Origin of the sequence: Cedecea neteri, from assembly GCF_000758325.1 — a bacterium.
Taxonomy (GTDB): Bacteria; Pseudomonadota; Gammaproteobacteria; order Enterobacterales; family Enterobacteriaceae; genus Cedecea; species Cedecea neteri_B.
In genome coordinates, this window is sequence record NZ_CP009459.1 from 2420431 (window position 1) to 2436941 (window position 16511).

Annotated in this window: 13 protein-coding genes; 11 read left to right on the forward strand and 2 right to left on the reverse strand. The window is 57.9% G+C overall.

Translation table 11 applies throughout. The features are described 5' to 3' along the window. Positions 1 to 263: 263 nt before the first annotated feature. A complete protein-coding gene (locus LH86_RS11430; protein ID WP_039301331.1) occupies positions 264 to 1385 on the reverse strand; it encodes a cupin domain-containing protein in 1122 nt (373 codons plus the stop codon). Between the two features lie 288 nt (positions 1386 to 1673). On the opposite strand from LH86_RS11430, the gene LH86_RS11435 reads away from it, so the two are divergent. After that, on the forward strand, positions 1674 to 7166 hold the full coding sequence (locus LH86_RS11435; RefSeq protein ID WP_231562685.1) for an AvrE-family type 3 secretion system effector: 5493 nt from the start codon (positions 1674 to 1676) through the stop codon (positions 7164 to 7166). Between the two features lie 4 nt (positions 7167 to 7170). After that, complete coding sequence (locus tag LH86_RS11440; RefSeq protein WP_039301334.1) at positions 7171 to 7596, forward strand: type III secretion system chaperone; 426 nt, start codon at positions 7171 to 7173, stop codon at positions 7594 to 7596. A gap of 40 nt (positions 7597 to 7636) precedes the next feature. On the opposite strand, the gene LH86_RS11445 is transcribed toward LH86_RS11440, so the two are convergent. Continuing rightward, positions 7637 to 8137, reverse strand: coding sequence for a lytic transglycosylase domain-containing protein (locus tag LH86_RS11445; RefSeq protein ID WP_039301337.1), 501 nt, complete (start codon positions 8135 to 8137; stop codon positions 7637 to 7639). Between the two features lie 199 nt (positions 8138 to 8336). On the opposite strand from LH86_RS11445, the gene LH86_RS11450 reads away from it, so the two are divergent. The 9 genes from LH86_RS11450 (at position 8337) to sctC (ending at position 16506) form a co-directional block, all read left to right on the forward strand. Next, positions 8337 to 9356 carry a lytic transglycosylase domain-containing protein gene (locus tag LH86_RS11450; RefSeq protein WP_039301341.1) on the forward strand — a complete coding sequence of 340 codons (1020 nt, stop codon included), beginning with the start codon at positions 8337 to 8339 and terminating at the stop codon, positions 9354 to 9356. Between the two features lie 806 nt (positions 9357 to 10162). Next, positions 10163 to 11137, forward strand: a complete 975-nt coding sequence (locus LH86_RS11455) for a sigma 54-interacting transcriptional regulator (RefSeq protein WP_039301344.1) — start codon at positions 10163 to 10165, stop codon at positions 11135 to 11137. A gap of 95 nt (positions 11138 to 11232) precedes the next feature. Beyond that, complete coding sequence (locus LH86_RS11460; RefSeq protein WP_008460970.1) at positions 11233 to 11442, forward strand: hypothetical protein; 210 nt, start codon at positions 11233 to 11235, stop codon at positions 11440 to 11442. Between the two features lie 65 nt (positions 11443 to 11507). Further along, complete coding sequence (locus LH86_RS11465; RefSeq protein WP_039291373.1) at positions 11508 to 11921, forward strand: EscI/YscI/HrpB family type III secretion system inner rod protein; 414 nt, start codon at positions 11508 to 11510, stop codon at positions 11919 to 11921. Positions 11922 to 11927: 6 nt separating this feature from the next. Further along, entirely contained in the window at positions 11928 to 12728 is an 801-nt protein-coding gene (gene sctJ / locus LH86_RS11470) for a type III secretion system inner membrane ring lipoprotein SctJ (protein ID WP_039301347.1), read from the forward strand. 5 nt (positions 12729 to 12733) lie between these two features. Continuing rightward, positions 12734 to 13348 (forward strand): hypothetical protein, encoded by a 615-nt coding sequence (locus LH86_RS11475; RefSeq protein WP_039301350.1) that lies wholly within the window; start codon positions 12734 to 12736, stop codon positions 13346 to 13348. A 3-nt stretch (positions 13349 to 13351) separates the two neighbouring features. Continuing rightward, positions 13352 to 13972: an HrpE/YscL family type III secretion apparatus protein gene (locus tag LH86_RS11480; protein ID WP_039301353.1), complete on the forward strand. Its 621-nt coding sequence runs from the start codon at positions 13352 to 13354 to the stop codon at positions 13970 to 13972. Between the two features lie 103 nt (positions 13973 to 14075). Next, positions 14076 to 14306, forward strand: coding sequence for a hypothetical protein (locus LH86_RS11485; protein ID WP_008460979.1), 231 nt, complete (start codon positions 14076 to 14078; stop codon positions 14304 to 14306). Positions 14307 to 14436: 130 nt separating this feature from the next. Next, positions 14437 to 16506 carry a type III secretion system outer membrane ring subunit SctC gene (gene sctC / locus LH86_RS11490; RefSeq protein WP_039306111.1) on the forward strand — a complete coding sequence of 690 codons (2070 nt, stop codon included), beginning with the start codon at positions 14437 to 14439 and terminating at the stop codon, positions 16504 to 16506. Positions 16507 to 16511 lie beyond the last annotated feature (5 nt).

Genomic DNA, 16511 nt, shown 5'->3' on the forward strand with positions numbered 1-16511 from the left:
CTCCCCAAAGGGGCGAGGGAGAAAACATATAACGAGATGCATTGTTTATCCCATCTCCCTTTAGGGAGAGGGTTAGGGCGAGGGAGAAAACATATAACGGGATGCATTGTTTATCCCCTCTCCCTTTTAGGGAGAGGGCTAGGGTGAGGGTAAAACAGCCCGCGACGTTGTGCCTGGGGAAATGTTAATCGTAAAGCGAAGCACGGTTCCGGCTTAAATCGCCTTAGTTTTTCTCCGATTAGCCAGGTTTCAGACGGGCAAACTTAATCTTCGAAGTACCAGTATCCCTGGTTAATCAGCGCCGTCAGCTGGCGGATAAATTCGTCATCCTCCACGGCGGCACCCAGCTCCGTTTTGGTCAGCCGGGTATAGCGGCACATAGCCACTGCTGCGGCCTGATGACTGACGTCCAGCGGTTCGCTGTTGACGAAGAAACCCTCGCCAACCTGCAGCACCCTGAGCCCGCTCAGGCGAATCAGCTCTTCTCCGCCAGCCAGCGCGGCGGCCACTTCTGCTGGCTCGTAAGGCGGCTCTGCAGAGGCAATATCCAGCTCGTGACGCGGCGTGGTTACAAAGCTGCCGAACCACTGGTTGAACGCTTCCGGCTGGCTAATCAACGCCGTCATCATGCTGCGCAGGCGTTCCAGCTCGTAGTTTTCTACTTTGCCTGGGTTTGCCCGGCAGGTGAGATCCGGGTCGCTGTAGTGATCGCCGCCGAGGTCATTTTCCAGCACGTAATCGGCAAAGCTGCTGATTAAATCGCGGCTGTTTGGCCCGCGGAAGCCAACCGAATAGTTCAGGGCCGTTTCATGGGTGAAGCCGTCGTGCGGGAAGCCCGGCGGAATGTAGAGGATATCTCCGGGGGCTAAATCTTCGTCGATAATCGGCGTGAACGGCTCAACGTGCAGCAGCGCCGGGTGCGGGCAAAACTGCTTCAGTGGCAGCTTATCACCCACGCGCCAGCGGCGGCTGCCCATGCCCTGGATAATAAACACGTCATAGTTGTCGATGTGCGGGCCAACGCCGCCGCCCGGCACGGAAAACGAAATCATCAGATCGTCCAGGCGCCAGTCCGGCAGCACGCGGAAAGGACGCACCAGCGCGGCGGCGGGTTCGTGCCAGTGGTTAACGGCCTGGGCCAGCAGCGACCAGCCGGTCTCGCCGAGATTATCAAAGTGTTCAAAGGGGCCATTGCTGGCGTGCCATTTCCCCTCTTTAAAACTGACCAGCCTGCTGTCGACTTCATTTTCCATTGCCAGGCCGGCAAGTTCGTCGGGCGTGATAGGGTCGACAAAATCAGGCAGCGCATTTTTGAGCACTACCGGCTTTTTCTGCCAGTACGTTTCCATAAACTCTGGCCAGTTGAAATTGAGTTGATAATCCACGGTTATTTACCCCTGTGCGGAAGGAGGCCGATTATAGAGAGCGGTACCAACTGCCGACCTTGTCATGAGTCAATCTGCCGCAACATTCCCGCTTTTTCTCCGGCCTGAAAATGCCGGGGCTATCGGTTTTTTCTGATTTTATTTTAACGATCAGACGGGCTGCAGCCCTTGCTGTGGCTGGTTTTGTCTGGTTTTACACAGAGTTAAAGAAAATTTAGCCTGGAACCGGAACTGAATTCTTACCACTGACTAAGCGGAGAACGTGTTTGACTGTTAAGGGGTAACAGCATGGGATTAGGAATATCGGCTTTTATCAAGCCAGGGCGAGCCATAAGCGACCGGGAAATTACCGATTTACAGCAGGGGAGGTCACGCGCCTCCGCGATAAAACAAGGCAAGGCGGCACCCACGCAAACCGCGTCCGGGTCACTGCACGCCGAAGCGGGCGCTACGCTGCCGCCCGGTGGGGTGAGGCAGAGCGCGACAACTACTCAGATGCCGCAAAAAGGGATGTTCAGCCGTTTTTTAGGGCGGCATCGCGGTGGACAAGAAGCCGCACAAATCACGATCCCCGTCACGGCAAGCGCTTCGCGCGCCAGCAGCCCAAGTCTCTATAGTCAGGCCAGCGCCAATGCTTCACGCGCCACCAGCCCAAGCCTCTACAGCCAGCCCAGCGCCAGCTCCGCCAGCGTTTACAGCCAGCCGGATGTGTCTGACCCGAACGCCATCCCCAGTAATGAAGTCGGAACGCCCGACAGCCACTTTGCCGAGCTGCCGCCGGAGATTGAGCCAGAAAAAAACATGCTGCTGGAAACCCGGCTGTCGCTCGATAAAAAAGGGCGGCTTGAGATTGATACGCCCGCGACCTCTGCGCCTCTTCACGCCCTGATGGAAAAAACCATCGGCCATGACCGCCTGCGTTACCAAAACCATCTGGCCAGCGACGACGGCCATCAGCATGTTTTACTGGATAAAGAGGGACGGCTGATGACGCTGCGCAGCCAGCCCGGCGCGTTTATTGCTCTCAGCCACAGTCAGCAAAAAGTGGAGTGGCGTGAAGTGCCCCAGCACCATCGAGGGTTTATGCGCCGCCAAAGCCTGGAGCCCGCCGGGCAGCATCTTTCCTGGCACGATCGCCAGACCGTCGAGATTGGCGGAGAGAAAGTGCGCCTGCCGGAAACGGGCATCCGCGACCGCCTGACGGACAGCGTCACCGACGGCGACGGCACGCGCTACCGCCTGCACGACAAAAAACTCTATAGCTTTGACAGCGCCGCCAACGCCTGGCAATCGCTCTCCGGTGAGGACGACAAACTCTCCTCCCTGTCGCGCCAGAGCGACGGCATGCTTTGGCGAGTAAACGACGACAAACAGCTTGGCAGCGCCGTGGGCGACACGATCAAGGTCAATTTTGAGCACAAAATCGATCACTATGCGGTAGGCCCGAAGCGCGATGCCCTGGTGCTGCTGAGCGACGACGAGAAGAAGCCGCAGGTGGCCTATGTTGCCAACCTGGCGGCGACCGATCCTCAGCCCAAAATGCTGACGCTGCCCGAGAACATGACGCTGAAGAAAACGGCGCTGCACGGCCCGCTGCTGTTTGCGTTAGACAACAATGGCCGCCTGCACTGCGGCGACAAACCTGATGAACAAAGTACGGCGCTGACCTTTGGGGACGCCCGGCACAAGCCGCTGCTGGATAACATCACGCAATACGTGACCGCGACCGTGGAAGATGGCGCGCGAATCGAAGATATGCTGGCCGACGAAACCGATCGCCTGCACCTTATCGTGAAGGATAAGTACGACCAGAAGCACGCCATTACCTTCCACTGGCACGGCGGCGATCTCAAGCCGCAGAGCAGCTGGAACCTCAGCGACAGCCTGGTGCTGGACTACCAAAAAGGGCTGCCGCAGGTCACGCCAGCCGCCCATGATGTGGTGGATCTCGGGCGGCTCGGCAAGCTGGCTTTGCACGACGGCAAAGTGCACTACTTCAACGAAACCACCGGCCTGTGGGCCGCTTCCGACGAAAAAGCAGACAAGCTGCAGTGCGGCCTGGACGGCCAGCCGTGGCTGATGAAAGACGGCGAGCTGAAGCGCCTCAAGGTGAACCTGAGCAGCAACAAAGTCGACCACGGCAGCAACGTCTTTGCGCTGCCGCAGGTGACCAAAAGCGTCAGCGCCGATCTGGCCACGGCCGGGCTGGACAAAGCCGAGAAAGCGCAGGCGTTCACGGCGATAGACAGCCGCCGCTATCTGGCGGTGAACGAAAAAGGCGATATCGGGTTCCACCACATAGACACCACCACGCGTCGCAATCAGCGTGCCACCCAGACGCTAAGCCAGTCGACACTGAAAGAGCAAATTGAGAAGCTGGTGCCCGGCAGCGCGGGGAAAGAGGATGCGGCAAAAGTCAGCGATCTCGCCCTCGGTGAAGACAAGCAGCTTTGGCTGTTAAGCAAAGAGGGGAGCCTGTTCAGCCTGCCGGAAAACGGCTGGAACAGCGGCAAAGCCGACGGATTAGCGAAAGCCACTCTGCCCGCAAACGAGGACGGCAGCCAGCCTGAACTCACCGCGCTGCAAACCTCGGCTAAGGGGCAAGTCAGCGCCGTCGACACGCAGGGCAATACGTTTGTCTTCAAAGCCGGAGCCTGGGAAAAAGGCGATCCGGTGACCGCGCCGGTGGCAGAGCCTAACATGGCGACCCAGAACTACGAGCGCCTGACTAAAGCGTCAAAAGACTGGCGCCTGCCGGGCACCGGGATCACCTTCAAACGCGAGGTGAATTTCCTCGGCCAGACCGGGCAGGACGGCAAGCAGGTTCGGACCTCGTTCCGCACTCGCCTGAGCACGTTTGTCTTCCGCCCGTCGCTGGAATGGCCGCGCCCGATAAAAACCGCCGCCTATTCCATTCAACATCGCTACGCCGGGCGTGAAGGGCTGAAAGACGTTTACCAGCAGCAGGGGGACTTGACCCAGCGGCTGAAGGCGCTCTCGCAGCAGCCGGGCAGAGCGGCCCCGCGCCCTGGCTTAAGCCAGCGCCTCGAGATCATGAGCGGGGAAACGGCGCGCCAGTGGCAGCCGCAGGAAAAAGCGCTGCTGGAAGAGATGAGCAGCTTTGCGCGTCAGCTTTCCGACAGCAGTACGCATTACTGCGAGCAAATCGGCCAGCACTATGGCGTGCGTGACGAACGCCGCCAGGAAGCCACGCCGTCTCGTTTTGGCCTGAACCATAGCCAAAGCGGGGCGCTGAACCCGTCGAGCAGCCGCCAGGATAACCTGACCGGGCAACTGAACGAATTGCTGCGGCGCTACCCGGCCGATAAAAGCAATCACGCTGGGGCGATTATCGCCGAGCTGGAGGCAAGGAAAATTACCCTTAACCATCAGAAAGAACAGGTGCCGATGGGGCGCCAGCGCGATATCCATGACGACATCGGGCTGGTGAAATCCAGGGTGATGCTGGACGTGCTGGCGCTGAAATCCCTGCATGACTCGGTGGATGACCTGCAGCAGGCCTCGCTGCTGAGCGAACCTCAGCGTTCGGCCAAAATGACGGAGATTGCCGCCAATGTGGCCCGGCTAAGGGACAGCGAATGGGGCGGGAACGTGATTAAAACGGTCACCACCCAGGGCTTCGGCAACCACAAGTCGCTGGAGGCCAACTACGACGCCATCAAGGCAATGACCAAGGCGTTCAGCAAAGAAAACCACGGCGTGAACATCAACACCAAAACCGTGATGCAGGCGGAAAACCAGCGCGAAATGCAGGACAAAATGGTCTCTACCGTGCTCTCGCTGGAGAGCGGCGAAAACCTGGCGTTCAGCCGCACCTATGGGGCGTCCGCCACCGCCACGGTAGCACCGGGCACTCAGGTTGTGGCGGGCGTTGGCGGTAAAGTGGGCGCCGACCGTGGCTACACCATGAGTTTCTCCCGCGGTGATACGGGGATTAACGTCAGCTTCGGGCGCACCGGTGCCGTGTCGGCAACCGGCATTGTGGGCGTGGGCTACAACGTGCTGACCGACTACAACAAAACCCACAAAGTTTATCTCGACGGCGACCATAAACACCCGCTGTCGCAGGGCGTTCGCCTGGGCGGCGGCGTCACGCTGGGCGGGCAACTTCAGTCCCAGCACGGCGTCTCGTTTGAACTGGCGGAGCACGAAATTCCTGGCTTTATCGAACAGCTGAGCAGCGGCACGCTGGATCCGCTGGAGTTTCTGAACCGGGGCGCCAACCACAGCGTAAAAAGTGGGGCAACCCAGAGCTTCAGCGTGGACATCAACGCCGCCGCGCTGGCGAGCGTTGGCTTCCCGTTTACCGACAGCCACGAGAAAGATTTCCCCACCAGCGCCCGGCTGGGCGGCGGCGTCTATGCCAACACCAACCTGCTGGCGGGCAGCCGCGAGCGGACCGACTCCCGCAACGCCGAAGGGCAGGGCGTCAGCCACAGCGATCATCGCCTGAGGGCGTTTAACCAGATGAATGCCGGGGCCAACATCGCCATTCCGGTCAGCACCACCATTCAGCCGAAGCACAAAGATCCCTTCTCGGTGGGCGTCGGCGTCGGGGCCAGCGTGCAGCTGTCGATCAACAACCGGACGACGCACAGCCTCACCGTGGACTTAAAAAATGCCCAACCGGTGGAAGGCGTTCATCTGGAAAAACTGATGACCACGCTGGGCAAGCAGTTTACCGACAGCGCCTCAACGCAGCTGCTGGCCAGGCTGAAAGAAGAGCCGAAAGAAGGTGAATTGCCGATCTCCGTGGCCGACAAGCTCAGCCAACTGGATGCCCACTTCACCCGCTGGTATTCGCCTGCCGATAACGCGAAGACTCGCCGCCCGCTGCTCGATACGCTGCAGCAGCTTACCGCCCGGCAGCAGCAGGCCGACTCGCTATCCGTGCAGAATACGCAGCCGGAACCGACCAATGCCGAAGTGGATGCGCTGATCGCCGGGCTGCGCGGCGAGTTTACCGACCTCACCAGCCGCCAGCTGCTGGATGAACTCACGCCGACGGAAGGGGCTCCGCGCCTGCCGATGTCAGCCGGAGAGCGGCTGGGCAAACTGGAAACCCACTTTGCCCGCTTTATTCCGCCGTCGCGGCACCACGAGCTGACCGGCAACGGCCCGCAGGCCGCGCTGCAGTCACTGCAGCAAACCGTGCGCCAGCAAAATGCGGTGCTTAACCAGCAGCAACTGGTGAACAAGGCGGAGTACCAATCCACCTATAAGAACCTTTCGCGCATCGACAACAACGGCTTGTTCCACTTTATGCGCCACTTTATGGAAGGCGAGATGTCACCGAGTAACGCCGACCGTATCACCGAGATGATGGGCGAGGATTACCGGCTGAAAGCGCTCCTGCGCGGTTTGCAGGATAACAGCAGTTCTCAGGCGGTCGTCTCCCTTGAACTGAAAACCAAGCCGCGCGAGAAGCTGGCTGACCAGTGGGCAAACCACGCGGTCACCCAGGACTCGATTGTCGACTTGCTAAAAGATCGCGACAAGCTGCGCCTGAAATCCATCGCGTTTACCAAAACGCAAACCAAATCCGATGGGTTCTCCACGCCGTCATTTTTACTCGGCGGCGCTAACGGCGTGTCGCTGTCGATGAACGAAAACCTGGGCACCATCAACTTTAGCTACGGCGACGACGACAGCGCGCCGCTCAGCTACACCGTGGACGGGGGCGTGGCCCAGGCAGAAAAAGAAGTGAAATCGGCGCTGAAAGACGCTGCCGAGGCAGGATTTATGGTGAAAGGAGGATAAGACAATGACGATGCAACAGCAGCTGAAACAGTGGCTTGATGCCTGGGGAAAACAGCACAAGATCTCGCTTCGTCTGGAAGAAGGCGTGTGCCTGCTGACGGATGCGCAGCAGCAAGAGGCGGCGGTGATTGAACTGCCGCCGGAGAGCAGCGCGGTGGTGCTGCACTGCCGGGTAGGGGAATTAACCGGGCAGGATACGGCGCTGCTGCCCAACCTGCTGGCGATGAACTTTGAAATGAACGCGATGCGCGGCTGCTGGCTGGCGCTCGATGGGGCGAACGCTATTCGGCTTTGCACTCAGTGTGAAATGTTTGCCCTGGACGCCGAGCGGTTTGCGGGCTGGCTAAACGCCTTTATCAGCCAGAGCGGCGAGGTCAGGGCATTTATTACCGAGTTGCCTTCGCTGCTGGAGACGGCCACGCCGCGCTGATATTGATAGAAATAAAAAACCGGGAAATATCCCGGTTTTTTTATTGGTTAGCTGCCTCGTTGCTGGCAAACAGATCCTCTTCGCGCCGCGCGGGCTGCTGCTTTTGCAGGATCTTGTAGATACGCTGGACGTCATCGGCATAGCGCTGGCGAAGCTGGTGGCGCTTTTCCGACGGGCCGGTGTTGTACATCCCCACGGTATTCCAGGAGCGGCCATACTGGCGGAAAAGCCCGTGTAAAACCCACGCGCCTGTGGCGATGCAGGTGCAGGGATCGCGCAGCAGGTTGTCACGCGTCACGCCCAGCTGCTTCAGCCGCCCAAAATGCACGCTGTTCACCTGCATCATGCACACGTCTTCGGTGTGGTTCGAGTTGGCGGCGTTCACCGACGAGAGGCTAAATTTCGACTCTTTCCAGGCAATGGCCTCCAGCAATGCCGGGGCAATCCCAAAGGCATGCCCCACGCGGGTAAAGCATTCGGCCTGCGCGAGGGCCGGAAGGCTGAGCAGTAAAAGTCCCCAGCGCCACTGTTTGGTCTGCATCGCGTTATCTCCTCTGGTTCTTACAGGCAATGTGTGGCGAAAAGCGCGCCTGGGTTCCCATTTTTTGCCACATAAGGAACTCTTTGACCCTGGCTCTCACTCAGTTGGACATCCCGGACGTGGGTAAAACTAAGCGTCATTGCGCGGTTAAGCGGCGGCCGGTTATTGCTACTGGGTATCACTTAGGGGAGTGTGTTGTATGCAGATATCATCAGGACCGGGTGGGTTCTCACCTCTTTTGCCGGAAAACCATTTTCCAGGCCTGGACGGGGCGTCACCTGACTCACAGAACGGCAGTAACAGCATTACCGCCAAACTGCTGCTGAATAACGGCGGGAACACGCTGGCTATCCCGCTGGCGCTGAACTTTGCCAACACGGGTGCGGCGGATAAGCCTTCGGCGATTAACTTTGGCGACTCACCGGCCAGTAATAACAGCCCGGCAACGAACCCGGCGAATGCTTCATCAAGCAGCGGCAGCGGTTCCGCCGACAGCATGATGCAGGAACTCCAGCAGATGCTGCAGCAGTTCCTGAAAGAGCTGATGCAGCTCTTCCACATGAACACCGGGCAAAGTAAAGGCGACGATGATTCCTCTTCACCGGCGAGCGGCATTGGTTCCGGCTCAGGTTCTGGTATGGACAGCGGCAGCAGCGATGGTGCTGGCGATGCTGGCCGCCCGCTGAATAACCTTGCGGCCGCGCCTTCCGGCGGTCCTTCTGGTGCATCGGGGCCGTCTGCGGATAGCCTGCCGCCGGGCGACACCAGCCTGAAAACAAGCGATCCAACGCTGCAGAAAATTGTTTCCCAGTTCGGCGGGGAATATGAAAAAGCCTCCGCAGAAACCGGCGTTCCGGCCAAGCTTCTGGCTGCGCTGACGATGCAGGAGTCCGGTGGGGACGTAAACGCCAAATCCACCAACCCGGGCAACGGCCTGACCGACAGCGGCATGAACCAGATCAACCCGGACACTTACCGGGCGATGCAAAGTAAATACCCGGACAAGCTCGGCAGCGACATGAACTCACCGGCCAACCAGATCATGTGTTCGGCGCTGATGCTTAAAGAAGGCAAAGAGAAATTCGGCAGCTATGATGCCGCGCTGCGCGCCTATAACTCCGGCGACGATCAGGTGAACCTGCACAACCTGTCCAGCGTCTCTTTAGGCGACCCTAACTATGTGAATGAAGTGAACAGCCATATGGCGAAATTCGCCTGATTGTGGAGCGTTAATTTTTACCCGTTGCTTTACAAAATGGGGTAATTCAGTGGCCACTTCTTCAAAGAGCAGTGGCTGCTTTTTTTAGTTACAAAGCAGTTTATTTCTTTGACAAGCTAAATTGGCGTGATTAATCGCAGTAAGTGCGTCCAGGAATGTTCCCAATTAAACATAAATACTAAAAGTGAAATATATTTCAAAAAGAAAAGGGTGTTTCCATAGCGATCCCCTAATGTAAATAATCGTAAATATATGTTATCGTCTTTGCGGATTGTGAGGAAACCCTGTCGGAGAATCCGTCGGGCGTCATGCGTGAGATGGGCAAAAATTCATTTTTTGGTCGCAACGGGGTAAAAAATTAACGACCTGTCTGTTTTTAATTAATTTATTCATTAAAATCATTTAGTTAATTTAATAATGATATATTTAGATTCTTATTAATACATTTAGAAATATTCAGTAAACCTCACATTTTTTTTCAGTAGGCCTCACGGAATTAATCTCAACAAACGTTCTCGGCGGAAGATTTTATGACGCCAAAAAAGACCTGCTATCCAGACATCGGAACAGTTGAATCTGTATTCCGCTGTAGGGATATTCCTACATGGGGCTAAAATTTTGTCTGATTGTGAAACCGCGGCTCGGTGATAGGTTGTTCCTGCTTCTCATAAACAAAACTCATTTATTTAGCGTGCTACCGTATTTTGCTCACGGCGGCAGGCGGCAATTATTTTGTGGTTCACGTTTATGGTTCATAAGTGGGACTCATACGCCAGACCTTGAATAAGCCAGGCAGCGGGGGATTTATGAAAGAAAACAGTTCGAATCATTGGGAGATAAAGCATATTCCGGTCGATATCGACTTGAATATGCCGCGGTCCGCAGCCGCATTACCCGCGTCTGAAAATGTGCACGACGGGCTGGATATCTGGCTGCAAACGTTAGCCCCTCTGAAGGTTGATTTGGTGCTGGAAGGCGAAACGGGCACCGGGAAAGACACCTTTGCGCGTCGTATATACGACCATTCTGGCTGCCGCGGCGCTTTTGTGCCCATTAACTGCGCGGCGATCCCCGAAACGCTGGCAGAAAGTGAACTGTTTGGCGTGATGGCGGGAGCCTACACCGGCGCGACGCACTCGCGTGCCGGCTACATTGAAAGCGCCAATAATGGCGTCCTGTTTCTGGATGAAATTGACAGCATGTCGCTGAGCCTGCAGGCCAAGCTGCTGCGGGTGTTAGAAACCCGTACCGTGGGGCGTCTGGGCAGCACGCAGTCTATTTCGCTTAATCTGCGGGTGATTGTGGCCTCGCAAAAGCCCCTTGCCCAGCTTATGGAGCAAAAACTGTTCCGCCAGGATCTCTTCTTCCGCCTGACGACGGTCAAAATTTCGCTTCCGGCGCTGCGTGAGCGCGTGGAATGCATTATTCCCCTGTTCCGCCGCTTTGCGCAGGAGTCTGCTATCCGTCTGAATCGCCCAATGCCGGCGATGCCTCAGCACCTCAGCGAAGCGCTGTTGATGCACCGCTGGCCGGGGAACATTCGTGAATTAAAAGGCGCTGCCGAACGGTTTGTGCTGGGGCTGCCGGCCCTGGGGCAGGTCGCGCACCCGGAGATGCGTTCCGTGCGGCTGCGCGAACGGCTGCGGCGGATAGAATACAGCCTGATAGAGGATTGCCTCTCGCGGCATGAAAATCGGGTTGTCAGCGCCGCACATGAATTGGGGATCCCAAGAAGAACGCTGTATCAGAGAATTAAGTCTTTGACTGAAAAGGAAAATTAATTTTTTTAAATTTCTTTGGAACTGCCGCTTACGCCGCGCCACTTAATCCGTGAATGACACAACATTTGCTGTTTAATTAACGAGGAGTAAACATCATGGCATCAGTAAACACCGGTAACAACGCGGGCGCAAGCAGCAGCCTGGCAGATAGCTTCCAGTCTCAGATGGACTCTATCGAAAACAAATCCATGCAGGATTCTCTGGACAAAGCTGAACGTGACCGTAAGAACGCCTACGTGTCCGGCTACCAGAACTCCGCCACCACCATGATCAGTTCTCTGGCACAGAACAAAATTTCCTTCTAATGCTAATCAGGGATTCGCCCCGGCGTGAATCCCTGATCTTCTCTTCTGCTGGCGGAAACTCTCTTATGCACATTCTTAATCCTGCGACAGGTATGCCTTTGCCAGAACCCGAGTCTCTGGGCGTTGCATCCAACCCGGCCACACAGTCTTCTATCCCGTTCGGCAACAACGTCGCGAACCAAAGCGATGCCGCTTTCTTTTCAGCCGCACTGCAGCAGCCGGAAGCGGCCTCGGCAATGGGTGGCGTGGGGGGGAAACCTGCCGCGATGTTTGAAAAAGCCTCCGGCATGTTCAAGCAGATGGAAGGCGATCAGAAACAGATGAATAACGTGCTGCGTAAAGCCGCGCGCTCCACCGATCCGCTGGTGCTTAACCAGGTGGACGACCAGCTCTCTAACTATTACCTGGAGAGCATGATGAACGCCAAGATCGTCTCGAAGAGCATTTCGGGGCTCGATAAACTGACCAACCTGCAGTAATCCATCATGCAACGACGCTGGCGAAAAATCCTGCAGCCCTGGCTGCTGGTCCTGCTGCTGGCAGGCTGCGACTCACAGGTCATTCTGAATACCGGCCTGACGGAAAACGATGCCAATGACATCATTTCCGAACTCTCGAAATACAAGATTGAAGCCGACAAGCAAATTGATAAAACCGGCGTCACCGTACTGGTGGCTCAGGACAATATTGAACGCTCCGTCCGCATTCTTAACGCCAACGGGTTGCCGCACAAAGCGCGTACTAACCTGGGCGAGGTGTTCCAGAAAAACGGCATTATTTCCAGCCCGCTCGAAGAGCGTGCCCGCTATATCTATGCGCTTTCCCAGGAGCTGGAGTCCACGCTTTCACAGATTGACGGCGTGGTGGTGGCTCGGGTGAACGTTGTCCTGCCCGAACGCGTGGCGCCCGGTGAGCCTGTGCAGCCCGCGTCGGCATCGGTGTTTATTAAATACACCCCGGAGATGGACCCCGACAGCATTGAGCCGAGGATCCGCCGTCTGGTCGCCGCGAGTATTCCCGGGCTTTCCGGGAAAAATGACGGGGCGCTTTCCGTGGTGTTTGTTCCCGCAGCGGCCTACCACGACCGCGTGGAGCTGGTGACCTTAGGGCCTTTCCAGCTGACGCTCTCGCAGTATGCCACGGTCAGAACGCTGTTCTTCTCGCTGATGGGCCTGTTGTTGCTGCTCGGCGGCATCTTCACCCTTCTACCGAAATTAAGGGCGATGAAGCGCGGCAAAAATTCAGGTTCGACTGAACTGGCCGTTGTGCCCTCAGAGCGGCGGTAACGCCGGTGGTTGCCCGGGACAACGCGCTGGCGGCGAACTGGCTGCGCTGGTGGCAGGAGGGATTCTGGCGGCAGGCGGATGCCAGCTGGTTCGGGCTGCCCTGGTTCAGCCTGGACGAGGCACGACGCCAGAGCCTGATGCTTAAATCGCCGCAGGCCGTGCCGGCTATGCTGGCGCTGGAAGACACTCTGCCGGACACGCCTGACGCCCGCCTGCTGGCCCTGGTTTCGCTTGACTTAGCCCAGCGAGAAACGCTTTTTGCGCTGGTGGCTGAGGTTTGCCAGCGGGGGAGTGGGGCGGGGCAGCTTGCTGAGTCTCAGCGGATCTGGTGCGAACGTCTGACCCGGGGTTTACGCCCCGGCGTCTGGCTGCCCGCAAGTCTTAGTTTTAGCGAAGAGCCAAATATCGCCGTGCTCTGCCTGCTGCGCCCAATTCTGACGCCTGTGGCCTGGCAGCGGCTGCGGTTCAGTTTCCCTCAGCCTGTCATTGCGCGATGTGAAGCGTGGCAGGCGGATGAACCTGCGCCGCTAAATCGCCTGCAGGCGCTGTGGGATGGCGCGATCTGGCAGGCTCAACGCTCGGCGATGCCAGCGCTGAATGATTTTTCACGGGAGCAATAAACCATGTGGGTCGGCCGTAAACTTGCCTTAGAAGAGAACGACCAGGTGATTGAAGGCGTGCTGCTGCCTCACGCCGCTTTACAGGAGCAGCAACAGGCTCAAAGCCTGGTAGAACAGGCCATGCGCAAGAGTGAAGCCCTGCTGGAGGAGACTCGCCAGCAGGCTGAGCAGATGCTCGCCGAGGCGCAGGCCGATGCTGAACGGCTGGTCATCACACGCTGTGAAGAGGCCGAGCGGGATTTCTGGCTGCGGGCCGAACCCTTTTTTAGCGAATGGCAGGCCGAGCGGGACGCGCAAAGTGCCGAAATCGTCAGCCAGGCGCAGACGCTCATTGCGGCCGCGTTTGAACAGCTGTTTGGTGGCCTGAGCGACCAGCAAAAGCTCACGGCGCTGCTGACTCAGCTTCAGAGTTCAAGCGCTCGTGCAACGGACGTCACGCTGTATCACCCCTCACAGTATGAAGCGCCGCTGGCAAACTGGCTGGCCGCGCACCCGCAGTTAGGCTGGACGCGCTGCGTTGACGATGCGCTGGCGGCCGAAACGCTGCTGCTGCAAACCGCCCAGGGCGAATTCAGCATTAGCTGGGCTTCGCTCCAGCAGCATTTGCTGCGCCTCGCCAGCTAACCCACTGCCAAAAACGTCCCGCCGGGAAGTTAATTTTCCCGCGTCGGGAACTGCCGCCTTTCTGCCGCCACTTATCATGCGATTTCAACGCGAGGAGAAACGTATGAGCAATTCCTTTGATATTCAGCGCAATCTCGACAGCCAGCTGTCCCGTCTGCATCACTCGGTTGCCGAGCTGGCGCAGAGCACGCTCGGCCAGCCCGCGCCAAGCATGGGCGACATGGTGGAATTCAAAAACGCCCTGATGAAAGAGGCGGCGGCGACTTTCACCGACAGCCAGCTGGGGTCGCTCAAGCATAGTCTGAGCAAGGAGATTATCGACTCTATTAACTAGTTATGCCGTCGACGGCTTATTCGTAAGCCGTTGTTTAACGCAGTTTGTACCCCGGACGGCTACCGCTATGTGCCGTCGATTACAGGAGAGTGAGTCGTTGAATCAGCACGTTCGTTTACTACGCTCAGCCATGTTCGCCCTGGCCGCAACCGCAGGCTGCTACAGCGCAGCCGTTAGCGCTCAAACGCCAGCCGACTGGCAAAATGGCGCCTATGCCTATTCTGCCCAGGGCACGCCGCTGCGCACCGTCTTGCAGGATTTCGCCAGCAGCCACGGCGTAAATCTGCGTTTAGGAGATGTGCCCGACAGCGTGGTGGACGGACGCCTGCGTTCCGACAGCGGCGTGGCCTTCCTCGACCGCCTGGCGCTGCAGTACCGCTTCCAGTGGTTTGTCTATAACGGCTCGCTGTTCGTCAGCCCGCAGTCGGCTGAAACCTCAAAGCGCATCAGCGTGTCGGCCGATGCCGCGCCGGATCTCAAGCAGGCGCTGCGTGATGTCGGGCTGCTGGAAGACAAATTCGGCTACGGCGAGCTGCCGGACGACGGCGTGGTGATTGTCACCGGCCCACCGGAGTACGTCGCACTGGTGGCGGATTTTAGCGCCAAAGACAAAGACAAAAAGCAGAACAAAGAGATGATGGCGTTCCCGCTGAAGTACGCCTCGGTGGCCGATCGCGAAATTAAATACCGCGAGAAAACGCTGCTGGTGCCCGGGGTGGCAACCATCCTCAACGAATTACTGGGCAAAAAGAGTAACCGCTCTTCGCAGGGCATTGTGCCCGGCGGAGAAGGCAGCTCCCGTGAAGCTCTCAACAAGTCATTCCAGGAGCAGTCGGACAACATTCTCTCCGGGCTGATTCAGGGGCAGGACAGCCGTATGCGTGGCGCAGGCGGCGATGACGAGGGGGAAATGAACCCACTGGTGTCCGCCGATGTGCGCAACAACGCCCTGTTGGTGCGGGACGATCCTAAACGCCGCGAGCAGTATCAGGCGCTGATTTCCCAGATCGACGTGCCTCAAAAGTTGGTTGAAATCGACGCCATGATTATTGATGTCGATCGCCACGCGTTCTCGAAGTTCTCCAGCAACCTCAGCGGTACTTTCGGCAATATTACCGCCGGTTCTTCCATGCTGCAGGGCGCAGGCACGTTATTCGTGACAGACTACAGCCGCTTCTTTGCCCAGATCCAGGCGATGGAAGGCGAGGGCAACGCCTCTATCGTGGCTAACCCGTCGATTCTGACGCTGGAAAACCAGCCCGCAGTGATCGACATGAGTGATACCGCTTTTATTACCGCGACCGGCGAGCGCGTGGCGACCATTGAACCGGTGACCGCCGGAACCAGCCTGCAGGTAGTCCCGCGCGCCATCGGCAACGGGCCAACCAGCACGGTGCAGTTAGTCGTGGATGTGGAAGACGGCAAAGTCCAGGTCAACGATGACGGCGTGGCAACCGGGGCGAAGCGCGCCACGGTCAGCACTCAGGCGCTGGTGCAGCAGAACGGCTCGCTGGTGATGGGCGGCTTCCATTCCCGTGAAACCGGCGATACCGACCACCGCATTCCGCTGCTGGGCGACATTCCTTACCTGGGGAAATTCTTCTCTTATACCAGCCATGAAACCTCGCAGCGCGAGCGGCTGTTCATCATCACGCCGCATCTGGTGGGCGACCAGGTGGACCCGACGCGCTACATCGACGAGCAGGATCGCCAGCAGCTCTCTTCGGCGATGAATGAAGTGCAGCTCCGCCAGCGCTACAGCTCGATGAAAGGCGATATCGAAAACGCCATGCGGGATCTGGCGGAAGACAAAGTCCCGACCGGGTTCCAGGCAGGTGGCGAAGGCGTGGGCATTGGCCAGCTGTGCAACGTGGGACCGGGGCTGTCATCGGACAGCTCACACAGCCAGTGGTACAGCAATTCGTCGGTGCAAATCAGTGTCGGGCTGATCCGTAATATCAGCGGCAAGCCGCAGCGCTTTGATGAGTCCAATTGCCGCGATGATGACGTGCTGGCCGTGGCCGCCTGGCCGGGTGGAAACCTTGCCCCAGGCCAGTCGGCAGAAGTGTATATCGCCTACCGCACGCGAGGAGAAGGGCGCCGCAGCCGCCAGTCGCTGCTGACCTCTGCCTCGTCTTTGCCGGTGAATTCATCCAGATCGCGCAGCTATCTTTTGCCGCCGCGCCCTGTACTGCATTAAGGAGC

Bases quoted from the DNA above. Each gene is read 5' to 3' on its own strand.
- LH86_RS11435 (WP_231562685.1), top strand. From the start codon at position 1,674: ATGGGATTAGGAATATCGGCTTTTATCAAGCCAGGGCGAGCCATAAGC.
- LH86_RS11440 (WP_039301334.1), top strand. From the start codon at position 7,171: ATGACGATGCAACAGCAGCTGAAACAGTGGCTTGATGCCTGGGGAAAA.
- LH86_RS11445 (WP_039301337.1), bottom strand. From the start codon at position 8,137: ATGCAGACCAAACAGTGGCGCTGGGGACTTTTACTGCTCAGCCTTCCG.
- LH86_RS11450 (WP_039301341.1), top strand. From the start codon at position 8,337: ATGCAGATATCATCAGGACCGGGTGGGTTCTCACCTCTTTTGCCGGAA.
- LH86_RS11455 (WP_039301344.1), top strand. From the start codon at position 10,163: ATGAAAGAAAACAGTTCGAATCATTGGGAGATAAAGCATATTCCGGTC.
- LH86_RS11460 (WP_008460970.1), top strand. From the start codon at position 11,233: ATGGCATCAGTAAACACCGGTAACAACGCGGGCGCAAGCAGCAGCCTG.
- LH86_RS11465 (WP_039291373.1), top strand. From the start codon at position 11,508: ATGCACATTCTTAATCCTGCGACAGGTATGCCTTTGCCAGAACCCGAG.
- sctJ (WP_039301347.1), top strand. From the start codon at position 11,928: ATGCAACGACGCTGGCGAAAAATCCTGCAGCCCTGGCTGCTGGTCCTG.
- LH86_RS11480 (WP_039301353.1), top strand. From the start codon at position 13,352: ATGTGGGTCGGCCGTAAACTTGCCTTAGAAGAGAACGACCAGGTGATT.
- LH86_RS11485 (WP_008460979.1), top strand. From the start codon at position 14,076: ATGAGCAATTCCTTTGATATTCAGCGCAATCTCGACAGCCAGCTGTCC.
- sctC (WP_039306111.1), top strand. From the start codon at position 14,437: ATGTTCGCCCTGGCCGCAACCGCAGGCTGCTACAGCGCAGCCGTTAGC.